The sequence below is a fragment of the Acidobacteriota bacterium genome (assembly GCA_009691245.1).
Lineage (GTDB): Bacteria > Acidobacteriota > Terriglobia > 2-12-FULL-54-10 > 2-12-FULL-54-10 > SHUM01.
In genome coordinates, this window is sequence record SHUM01000016.1 from 49508 (window position 1) to 59958 (window position 10451).

At 59.6% G+C, this 10451-nt stretch carries 11 protein-coding genes and 1 pseudogene; 8 read left to right on the top strand and 4 right to left on the bottom strand.

The window, feature by feature from the left end; all coding sequences use genetic code 11:
• The first annotated feature begins 83 nt into the window (after positions 1–83).
• From EXQ56_05850 to EXQ56_05870, 5 genes are all read left to right on the top strand, one after another.
• Complete coding sequence (locus tag EXQ56_05850; protein ID MSO19978.1) at positions 84–662, top strand: DinB family protein; 579 nt, start codon at positions 84–86, stop codon at positions 660–662.
• A gap of 168 nt (positions 663–830) precedes the next feature.
• On the top strand, positions 831–1547 hold the full coding sequence (locus EXQ56_05855; GenBank protein MSO19979.1) for a hypothetical protein: 717 nt from the start codon (positions 831–833) through the stop codon (positions 1545–1547).
• A 247-nt stretch (positions 1548–1794) separates the two neighbouring features.
• On the top strand, positions 1795–2061 hold the full coding sequence (locus EXQ56_05860) for a LuxR family transcriptional regulator (GenBank protein MSO19980.1): 267 nt from the start codon (positions 1795–1797) through the stop codon (positions 2059–2061).
• Positions 2062–2458: 397 nt separating this feature from the next.
• Positions 2459–3079: a hypothetical protein gene (locus tag EXQ56_05865; GenBank protein ID MSO19981.1), complete on the top strand. Its 621-nt coding sequence runs from the start codon at positions 2459–2461 to the stop codon at positions 3077–3079.
• 464 nt (positions 3080–3543) lie between these two features.
• Positions 3544–4050: a hypothetical protein gene (locus tag EXQ56_05870; GenBank protein ID MSO19982.1), complete on the top strand. Its 507-nt coding sequence runs from the start codon at positions 3544–3546 to the stop codon at positions 4048–4050.
• A 166-nt stretch (positions 4051–4216) separates the two neighbouring features.
• Here EXQ56_05870 and rpoD read toward each other — a convergent pair whose 3' ends face one another.
• Together rpoD and EXQ56_05880 are read right to left on the bottom strand one after the other, a co-directional pair.
• Positions 4217–6295 (bottom strand): RNA polymerase sigma factor RpoD, encoded by a 2079-nt coding sequence (gene rpoD / locus EXQ56_05875; GenBank protein MSO19983.1) that lies wholly within the window; start codon positions 6293–6295, stop codon positions 4217–4219.
• A 147-nt stretch (positions 6296–6442) separates the two neighbouring features.
• On the bottom strand, positions 6443–8257 hold the full coding sequence (locus tag EXQ56_05880; protein MSO19984.1) for a DNA primase: 1815 nt from the start codon (positions 8255–8257) through the stop codon (positions 6443–6445).
• 286 nt (positions 8258–8543) lie between these two features.
• Between EXQ56_05880 and EXQ56_05885 the strand changes: the two genes are divergently transcribed.
• The 3 genes and pseudogenes from EXQ56_05885 (at position 8544) to EXQ56_05895 (ending at position 9450) form a co-directional block, all read left to right on the top strand.
• Positions 8544–8987, top strand: a complete 444-nt coding sequence (locus tag EXQ56_05885) for a DinB family protein (protein MSO19985.1) — start codon at positions 8544–8546, stop codon at positions 8985–8987.
• 24 nt (positions 8988–9011) lie between these two features.
• Positions 9012–9233, top strand: a complete 222-nt coding sequence (locus EXQ56_05890) for a type II toxin-antitoxin system HicB family antitoxin (protein MSO19986.1) — start codon at positions 9012–9014, stop codon at positions 9231–9233.
• A pseudogene (locus EXQ56_05895) lies at positions 9230–9450 on the top strand (addiction module toxin, HicA family). Before EXQ56_05890 ends, EXQ56_05895 begins: the two are co-directional and overlap by 4 nt.
• A gap of 3 nt (positions 9451–9453) precedes the next feature.
• Here the strand turns inward: EXQ56_05895 and EXQ56_05900 are convergent.
• Together EXQ56_05900 and EXQ56_05905 are read right to left on the bottom strand one after the other, a co-directional pair.
• The gene (locus EXQ56_05900) at positions 9454–9831 is read right to left on the bottom strand and encodes a thioesterase (GenBank protein MSO19987.1); all 378 of its coding nucleotides are present in this window, start codon (positions 9829–9831) and stop codon (positions 9454–9456) included.
• Between the two features lie 5 nt (positions 9832–9836).
• Complete coding sequence (locus EXQ56_05905; GenBank protein ID MSO19988.1) at positions 9837–10307, bottom strand: RidA family protein; 471 nt, start codon at positions 10305–10307, stop codon at positions 9837–9839.
• Between the last annotated feature and the right edge of the window lie 144 nt (positions 10308–10451).

The window sequence follows — 10451 nt, forward strand, 5'->3', positions numbered from 1 at the left end:
CATATTCCCAAATCCGCGCACAGCGTGTATACTGCGGCGGATGGAGTCCCTGCCGGGGCTCCGTGAGCAGGCAGCGATGGAGGATGGCAATGAAGCGTTATTTATGTGCGATGGTGTTGGTAACGGCAGGAGTGATCGCGGCAGGCCGGCTGCAGGCCGCCGACGCCGCCATCGCCGCGCCGCTGCGCGCGCAGTATGAGACCACCAGCTCGCTGATGCTGGGCATGGTCGAGGGCATTCCCGAGGATAAATATGACTTCAAGCCCACGCCCGAGGTGCGCAGCTTCCGCGAGCAGATGCAGCACGTCATCGCCGAGAACACCAATTATCTAAACCTGATGAACCAGCAGCCCACCGGCGATCAGGCGCGCTTTGCCGCCATAAAAACCAAAGCGCAGATCGTCGCGGCGCTCAAGGAGAGCATCGAGAACATCAAGAAGTCGCTGGCCACTATGACCGACGAGACCGGCGCACAGGTCATCGCCATCCCCCCTGACGCCCCCGCTGGCATTCGTGGCAGCACGCGCCCGCGCTGGTCCGTCATCATGGCCGTGCTGCTCGACAACATGGACCACTACGGCAATCTGGTCGTCTACGCGCGGCTGAACGGCATCACCCCGCCGCGCACGGCCGCACGCCAGCAACCCGCACCGCAAAAGTAACGTCTAATCCACAGATTCCGCGGATTGCTCAGATGGTTTTCTATCTGAGGAATCTGCGTAATCTGCGTAATCCGCGAATTGATTTCCCGCGACGTTCCCCGGGCATTAATTCGTCCGATGAAGTATGATGAATGAACCCGGAAAAAACTATTCTCGAAAGGACTGACTATGCACCGTAACTACCGCGCACTGCTTGTGCTATCCGCCATTTTGCTTGTCTCCTCGCTGACCCCCGCTCAGGCCCAAGCCCAGGAGGAGGAAAAGATCCGCGCCGCTGCCGGAGGGGGCATCACCGTTGCCGGCTGGCAGGGCCAGGTAGACGCCGGCGAGGCGGCCAAGGGCGCCAAGCTCACTGACGCCAAGTTTTCCCAGGACGGCTCGACCATGCACTTCATCACCGGCCCCGCCGTTACCTACTGGAACCCGGCCAATACCGCCAGCGGCAACTACACCGTGAAGGCAAAATTCACAGAGCCGAAGTACATGAACGTCAACGACCACCCGCACCCGTACGGCATCGTCATCGGCGGCAATGACCTCGGCACTCCGCAGATGAGCGCGCTGTACTGCTCGGCCTACGGCAGTGGAACATACATCGTCCGCGGCTTCGGCCCCGCCCCGTTCCGGCTGAGCGACGGCCGACCCGTGGCCCACGCCGCGGTGAATAAGGCCGCCGCACCCGGCGCGTCGGTAACGCAGGAGATCGCCATCGCGGTGTCGAGCGACAAAGTAGAGTGCATCGTCAACGGCACCGTCGTCGGCAGCTACCCCAAGTCCGACGCGATCGGCACGGGTAAACTGAAATCCACCGATGGCGTCTACGGCCTCCGCTTCGCCCACAACACCGAAGGCGAAGTCACTAACTTCACCATGACCAAGCAGTAACCAAGCCAGCACCAACGCAAAGCGTAATCCGCAGATTTCACAGATGTTTTTTAATCTGAGCAATCGGCGGAATCTGCGGATTACTTTCTCCTCGCGCGGCCCACGCAACATCCTGCAAAAACTCGTAGCCACCTGGGAAGTTTGCCGAGTCGTTACCCAAAGAAATTGGGGTTGTCAAACCATCTGCATGGTGTGCTACTTCGAGTTGCTAGTCAGTTGTTTCAAAAATACAATTTAAGGACTTCATATGCGGACCTCCCTGGATCTACTCCGCACAGCTGAAGTTCCCCCGACAGACGTATTCCCCCCGCAGCTAAGCGGCACGACGAGTCTCTCCCCACGCGAAGAACAGGCATTGCGCCTGATCACGTGCGGCAAGTGCAACAAGGAAACCGCCACGGAGATAGGCATCACCCCACGGACCGTGAAATTTCACGTGGCTAACCTGCTCACGAAGTTTTCCGTGACCAGTAAGCTGGAATTGTTCGCGGTTCTCCTGCACACCCTCAGGTAACTTAGCACCCCCACTTGTGTCGTCCTGTCTGACTGCCGCCGCGCAGCTCTGGATCGGCTTGCAGCAATGCCCACCAGTGCAGCATCATTGCCCGCCCCAACAGCTGTACTCGGGTACAGATGTCCCTCTGTGCCGTTGTTTCCCCGCAGCCATGGAAATAGCATGGGCGGGTAGTTGGGAAACGCGGGAACAGAAGCGCAGCAGGAGTTGGCGATTGGCTACAAATCCGAAGGAATCAAGCCACGCATCCTCAGGACCACACCCTGGAGTGGGCCCATCGCTTCATTTCAACAATTGTTCCCGCGGGAAATTTGCCAATCATTTGCGCTAGAAAGGCCATCACCATGCAGCGATGAGAACGGGCATCCGATCTTCGCGATGCCCGAAACAGAAAGCGATGCGAGGACTGGATACGGAAGCGGTGCTTTCGCGGATGATTAATCCTTCCCACCACCGTGTAATGGCTGAAGTCAGGCAAATCAAAACGCAGCACAAAGGAGAAATATTTATGCACAAGACCACATCAATCATAGCAATCGCATTTTCACTGATCTGCTACACGTTAAGCTGCCACACATTGAGCGCGGAGACATCCGTGCCGCTGCTGGTGCATGTCGAGAGCGGAGTTGTTCAGTTCGAATCTCCCACCAATCTTCCGGTGACAACAGTCCATGGAAAAGCCTTGAGCCTCCACGCGGAGGTGCGAGCGAATTGCACGAGCGAGGCTCTGGAAATCTCGGACATTCAAGCCAGGGTGTCGGTGAAATCGATCACCACAGGCATGGGCCTGCGCGATGAACACATGCGCAAGCACATTTTCACCAAGACCGATGGCTCGCAACCGGGTGATGTATCGCCATACGACGGAGCTGGGCAAAGGTTTTCGCGCTTCCGTGGTGGTTACGGGCGAAACACGCAGCCAGCCGCGGCCAAATCGCAGCTACGACCCTGCACTGGTTCCCGGCCAGATCACGCTGAGTTCTGCACTAGTGCAGTACAGGCCGAGAGAAGGTTTTGAGTTGGCTGCGGGCAAAGACCTGTTGCCCACGACAGGTCTGGCGATTCAGCTCTCCTTACCAGCCGCCTAGCCAAGCTGGCGCCTCGCAGGGCATCTGGCAGAATTGGGATGATCGAGTCGAAGGTCCCAGGCCCGGGAAATCACTGCCGGCGAAGCCCGGGGCGACTGCAAAAAAACAATCCGCAGAGCACCCAGAGTGAGGGGTGAGGTTGGATAACTACAACGAGCAGCAATATGCTCTCGTGGCAGCTAGCTGTCAAACACATCCTGCGAGTCATGCGGGGGAGATAATGGGGCGGAGATACCCGGAAATATCGTTGCCAGGCGGCAAGAAAATCCCGCAGCCAGGAAAGCACTGACTGTGGCAACAAAATCGGCAGGTTACTGCTGAGAGACTCGTGGAATCTGGTGTGCGGGGCTGGCGACCGCGCTAATCTATAGACATGGCAGCGATCTCGACCAAGTTGCAGCTCCAGTTGATTGGCGCGGGCTATGCGGTCGTGTTGTCTTTTGCGGCGGTGGTGATCTACCAGCGCTACGCATGGGCGGCGGCGAATCCTGAAATCGTTTTGGCGTCGAGCGGCATGTATGCCGGCGGCGACGGGATACTCGCTTTTTTCATCACGATTTGCCTGATGGTTCCCACTCTATTTCTGGTTCGCGTCGTGTCGCAGTTTGAAAGGCCCGCGACGATCTACGCCAAAGTGCTGGCGGCCATCGGGCTGACCACGCCGCTGTGCCTCGCCCTGTTCCGCCTGGGTTCTCCCCCCGTTCCAGAGTTGCTCTTGGCTGCCAGTTTTTTTCGGCTGGTGTGGTCACCATTCACTCTGGTGCTTATGATTGCCAGCCGCTTCATGGCCAAATATCCGCAGACGCGGCGGCTAACCAACTATGCGCTGTTGGCTGAGGGCGCGACGATTGCTGCTGCGATCGTGATGATTGTCCTTGCGATGAATTCTCCCAAGCCATAGGAAAATACCCACGGCGAGAAATTCGCTCACCGTGGCTACCAAAGCAACACCAAAGCAAATCCGCGGATTGTCTTTTCGTTCGAGGTTCTCGGGCGTTGGGTTCCATTGGCCCGCTTGCTGACGCGCGCGGCACTGTCACGCGGCACTGTAGCGCACACTGCTTGAGCTAGTCGCGCCAGCTTCCCAGCTCGAGGAAGGCGCGGAGCTTGCGGCTGCGCGAGGGGTGGCGCAGCTTGCGCAGCGCCTTGGCTTCGATCTGGCGGATACGTTCGCGCGTGACGGCGAAGCTCTGGCCGACTTCTTCGAGCGTGCGCTCGGAGCCGTCTTCCAAACCGAAGCGCATCTTGATGACCTTCTCTTCGCGCGGCGTCAGCGTCTTCAGCACGCCGGAGGTCTGCTCTTTCAGGTTCACGTTGATGACCGCCTCGGCGGGCGAGATGGCGCCGTGATCCTCGATGAAGTCGCCGAGATGCGAGTCTTCCTCTTCGCCAATGGGCGTCTCCAGCGAGATGGGTTCCTGCGCGATCTTCATCACCTTGCGCACCTTGGAAACAGGGATGTCCATGCGCTTGGCAACTTCTTCGCTGGTGGGCTCGCGGCCGTATTCCTGCACGAGCTGGCGCGAGGTGCGGATCAGCTTGTTGATGGTCTCGATCATATGCACCGGGATGCGGATGGTGCGCGCCTGATCGGCGATGGCGCGCGTGATGGCCTGGCGAATCCACCAGGTGGCGTAGGTCGAAAACTTGTAGCCGCGCCGGTATTCAAACTTGTCAACGGCCTTCATCAGGCCAATGTTGCCCTCCTGAATCAAGTCGAGGAACTGCAAGCCGCGGTTGGTATACTTCTTGGCGATGGAGACGACCAGGCGGAGGTTGGCTTCGGTGAGGTCCTTTTTCGCGGCCTCGGCCAGCTTATCGCCCTCCACGATGATCTGCATGATGCGGCGCATCTCGGCGGTGGTGGCGCTGGCGACCTGCTCCATCGTCTGAATCTGCACGCGCAGCTTGGCGAAAGTTTTCTTGAGATCGCTGGCGGTGGCGCCCTTGGCTGTCTTGAGCTTGTCCTCCAGCGATGCCCGCTGCCGCGTCATCTCTTCCATCTTGCGCGCGACATTGGGGACCAACCCAATCAGGCGCTTCTTTTCGAGATTCGTGAACTCAATCGCGCGAATCTGCCGGGAGAGCAGAATGCGCTGACGCGCCAGCCCAATGCGGGCCTTGCGGTATTCCTTGGGCTTCTTGGTGCGCGGCACGGCGGTAAACTTCTGCCGGAACAGGATCACCTTCTTGTGCTGCTTGGCGATCTCGTCCATCTCGCCGCAGAACTCCTCAGCCTTCTCGCGCAGCATCTCTTCGCCCAGCTCTTCATCGCTGAATACGATGATTTCTTTAATGGAGCGGTCGCCGGCGCGGACTGCCCTGCCCAGGCTGATCATCTCGGCCACGATAATCGCCGAGCGCGACATGGTCTTGAGCACTGCGAGCTGCCCGCGCTCGATGCGCTTGGCAATCTCGACTTCACCCTCGCGCGTCAGCAGCGGCACGGTGCCCATCTCGCGCAGGTACATGCGGACGGGATCGGTGGTCTTTTCCAGAACGCCGGTGGGCACCTCGACTTCGCCGTCCTCCGACATCTCGTCCAGGCGATGGTCGTGGCTTTCATCCCCGGCGGCGCGCGGACTTTCATCCACCACTTCAATGCCGGCGGTGCCGATGGTGGCCAGAATGTCTTCAATCTCGTCGGAGTTCTGCACGTCGGGCGGCAGCAGATCGTTCACGTCGTCGTAGAGCAGGTAGCCCTTCTGCTTGCCGAGGTTAATGAGATCCATGAGCGGATCATCTTTTTCATCGCCTCCAGCATCGGCTCTGGCCGCGCCTTCCATCACGCGCATCTCGCCGTCGGAGTTCTTCTTTGCCCCGGCAGCTTTGCCCTTCGCGATCCACTTAGGCGCAACTCCGCCGGCTTTCGCGGTGGTTTCTGTAGCCGCCGCAGCATGATTTAATTTCGCAACCGGCGCAGCCGCGGGTGCTGCGATCTTCTTGCCCGCTGGAGCCGGAACGGGCTTGGCCACCAGCTTATTGGCAACGCCAGCAGTCATCTTCGAACTCTTGGCGGGGGATAACTTTACGGCGGCCTTCTTAGGAGCCTTTGCGGATTTCTTTAGAGCAGTTTTCACAGTCACCTTGGAAGTCTTGCGGGACGCCCCGGAAGCTACTTTTGATTTTTTCTGTTTTGATTTCATCGTTTGCATCCGGTACGAGTGCGTCGTCGGCCCAGCGGAATCGTAAGCTAACTTATTTGCCAGCCTATTGTTTGGATGATTCCAAAGGCTGCATGGATTCACAACAATTTTATAGACATGCGAATAAAGCGGAACGAAATCTTCCTTTTATACTAGTTCTGTGAGTTTTCTGTCAAGTTGCTGCACCGCTTCCAGCAGTTCGCGCAGCGGCTGGCCAGCGGATTGGCCTTGGCTTTCCCGGATCGTTTGCAGTAACTGCTGACGCTGCTTCAGGAGCCGCTTGCGCTTCAAGGCGTTCAGGTAAACGCTTATTTCTTCATATGATACAGGTCTCGCCTCGGGGTCAAAGGCGATCTCCGCCAGCATCCGCTGCCGGGCTGAATCGAGCTTTTCAGAAAGCCCCGCATAGTCCAGCGCCCCTCCGGAATCGAGAATTCCCACCAGCTCCGCGACGATTGAGGCTGCCTCCATCTCACTGACCAAGTCCTGCTCGCCGTGCAACTGTTCCAGCACCTGCTCGCGGGCCTCGGCATCATCGAGCAACAACCGGATCAGCATGGTTTCCGCGGCGGGTAACCGTTGGATGGTCGCCTGACGGGTCCCACCGCCCGTGACGTGCGTCGTTGGCCCAACGGTTATGGGCAATGATTCGCGCCGTCCCAGCGTGGCCTTCTGGAAGCTGTCGCCGATCACTCCCATATTTACATCGAGCTTCTGTGCTATATCGGCCATCAGCTCGGAACGTATGAGGGCGTTGGGAACTTTGCTCAAATAAGGCAGCACAAAATTCACCGCCGCCAGCTTCGCCTCCGGAGAACTCTTGCCGTGAATCTCCAGCGCGCGCGTGGCAAGATAGCGGAAGAAGGGGGCCGCCGCCGCCACCGCGGCCTGATAGGCCTCTGCCCCACGCTGCTTTACGAACTGGTCCGGGTCCAGCTTGTCCGGCAGGCGCACGATGCGCACGGCGAGATTTTCTTCGAGCAGCAGGACCAGCGAACGGTCCGTGGCATTTGCTCCCGCCGTGTCCGGATCGTAGCTGACCACCACTTCCGTCGCCGAGCGCGCCAACAGCTTCACCTGCTGCGCCGTCAGCGCCGTGCCGCAACTGGCCACCACGTTCACCACGCCGGCCTGGTACGCCGCGATGGCGTCCATGTAGCCCTCCACCAGCACCGCTTGATTGGACTTGCGAATCGCCTCCCGGGCCCGCGCCAGATTGTAGAGCACGCGGCCCTTCGAGTAGATGGGCGTCTCCGGCGAATTCAGATACTTCGGCTGATCGTCGCCCAGCGCGCGCGCGCCAAAGGCCACCACGCGCCCCGTGTCGGAGGCGATGGGGAACACCCAACGGTGGCGGAAGCGATCATGCAATCGGTCATTTTCAGAATGGGCATCGCGGCGAATCACCAGTCCGCTGGTTTCGAGCAGCGCGGGATCAAAGCCTTCCTTGCGCAGCACATCGGCTAACGCGCTTCCCCGCCCCGGCGCATAACCCAGGCCAAACTCCTCGACCGACGCGCCGGTTACGCCGCGCTGCTTGATCAACTCGCGCACCGTCGCGGCCTCCGCCGACTGCAACTGCTCGCGGAAGAACTTCGCCGCGCGCTCATGCAATTCGTAGAGCGCGCCGCGCTGCTTCTCTTCAGGCGAGTCCGGCTGGCGCGGAACGTCGGCTGGAATGGGAATGCCGCTGCGCGTGGCCACTCGACGCACCGCTTCGGGAAACTCGACGCGCTCGGTCTCCTGCACGTATTTATACACGTCGCCCTTCGCGCCGCAGCCGAAGCAGTAATAAAACTGCTTGGTTTGATGCACGTTGAACGACGGCGTCTTCTCCTGATGAAACGGGCACAGCCCGATCCAACTGTTGCCCGCCCTCTTCAGGCGCACCGACTCGCCGACGATGCGGACGATATCCGCCGTCGCCTTCACATGCTGCGCGAAATCTCGGGGAAGCGACATGAAACGATTATAGAAGCCAGGAGACAGAAGTTAGAAGACAGAATGGAGCTAGTCAATTTTTTATGGTGTCATCCTGAGCGGAGCGCGTGGGGAAGCGCCGAGCGGGGCGATGGAAACCCAACGCCCCGGACGGCGACGGTTGGATTATAATTTGACGTTGTGTTCGGGCGAGGGAACATCATCGGCGGTCGGGGCAGGATTTTTCCATTGGCCCGCTTGCTGACGCGCGCGGCACGGTCACGCGGCACAGATAAATCTGGTGGCCCGGAAACGACGGGGAGGCTTCATGCGGGAAGTGAGTGAGCGGTTGCGACGGGTGATTGCCGAGGCGGAGCCGAAGTTGCGCGGGACCACGGAGGAGGATAGTGGCAAGGCGGCGCTCAAGGGTGGGTGGTCGCGCAAGCAGGTGATTGGGCATTTGATCGACTCGGCGGCGAACAATCATCAGCGCTTCGTGCGCGCCGCGCTGCAAGGCTCCTACGAAGGGCCGGGTTACGCGCAGGACGACTGGGTGAGTCTGCAGGATTATCAAGGCCGCAAGTGGGCGGAGTTGCTGGCGTTCTGGTCGGCTTATAACCGGCACCTGGCACACGTGATCGCGCAACTGCCGGAGGATCAGGCGGGCGCGGTCTGCACGATCGGCGCAGGCGAGCCGCATACGCTCGAGTGGCTGGCCACGGATTACGTGGACCACTTGGTCGGCCACCTGCGCCAGATCGGCGTGGCATGATCGAATCTGTGCGATAATTCTGCCCTGAGAGATTACGAATTCACGGTCGTGGAGGAACAGGACGAGGATGGGCGATTCGTCGCGCTCTGTCCTGTACTACAGGGCTGTTACAGCGAAGGCGAGACGCAACAGGAAGCGCGCGAGTTAATTGAGGACGCCATCCGCCTGCACGTGGAAAGCCGCGTGGCGCGCAATGAACCCATCTATCGCGAAGTAGGCTCCCACAAGGTGCGGGTTGCGATGTGAGTCCAAAACTTCCCTCACTCAATGCCCGTCAAGTAATCACCTTATTACACCAGCATGGTTTTGCTCTTGACCGCCAGTCGGGCAGCCATGCGATCTTCATCCACACTGATGGGCGCAGAACCACTGTACCGATACACGGAAACGTGATCCTGGCAAAGGCCTTCTGCGCCAAATTTTGAAAGATGCCGAGATCCATCCGGCGAAATTGATTTCGTGAAAATCAGGCCTTGGCGGGCTTGTTGCGGTTGATGATGACGCGGACGTGGGTGCCTTCGCCGATTTTTTCTTTTTCGTTGTGGGCCTCGACGGCGAACGTTACGCGCCGGCCTTCGATGGATTCCACTTTGGAAATCACGCGCACCTTCTGCCCGATGGGCGTGCCTGCGAGATGCGTGATGTTCACCTTGTAGCCAACCGAACTTTCTCCTTCTTCGAGATACGGCTTGAGCAGCGCGACGGAGCAGCGCTCCATGAAGCCGATCATGGAGGGCGTCGAGAAGACGAAGCGGCCTTCGGCGGCCAGATGCGGCGCGGCGTGCTTCTCCTCGGTGGGTTCGTCGATCTCGTGCGAGACGCCGGGTTGCAGTTCAGGTTTCATGGGATTCACTCCACTTCCACGATCATTTCCAGTTCCACACAGACGCCCAGCGGCAGCTCGTTGACGCCGACGGCGGCGCGGGCGTGCTTGCCGGCTTCACCGAACAGTTCGCCTAGCAATGTTGACGCCCCGTCCACCACTTTGGGTTGATCGTGGAATCCCGGAGCGGAGGCGACGTAGCCGGTTACTTTCACGATGCGGCGAACATGGTCGAGTGAGCCGGTAACCGACTTCACCGCGGCCAGCGCGTTCAGAGCGCAGAGGCGCGCAGCCTGCTGGCCCTGCCACAGCGTAATGTCGTCGCCCACGTGGCCGTTGTGCTTCAGCTCACCTTTTTCGCGCGGGACCTGGCCGGAAACAAACACCAGGTTGCCGCTGCGCACGGCGGGGATGTAGGCCGCCACGGGAATCGGTGTCGCGGGGAGCGCCAGACCCATCTGCTCGAGTTTTCCTTCGATCAATTTTTCTAAATCCATTTCGAGGATCCTCCGCGTGGCGTCCGATGCTCCAGGGACGTCGCGCTCTGCAATCAGAGCCCCGACCGCCAGGGAGGGGCACGTCCAAAGGTTAGTGACAATCGGCGACTGTGCTCCCTCCCTAGCGGTCGGGGCTCTGATTAA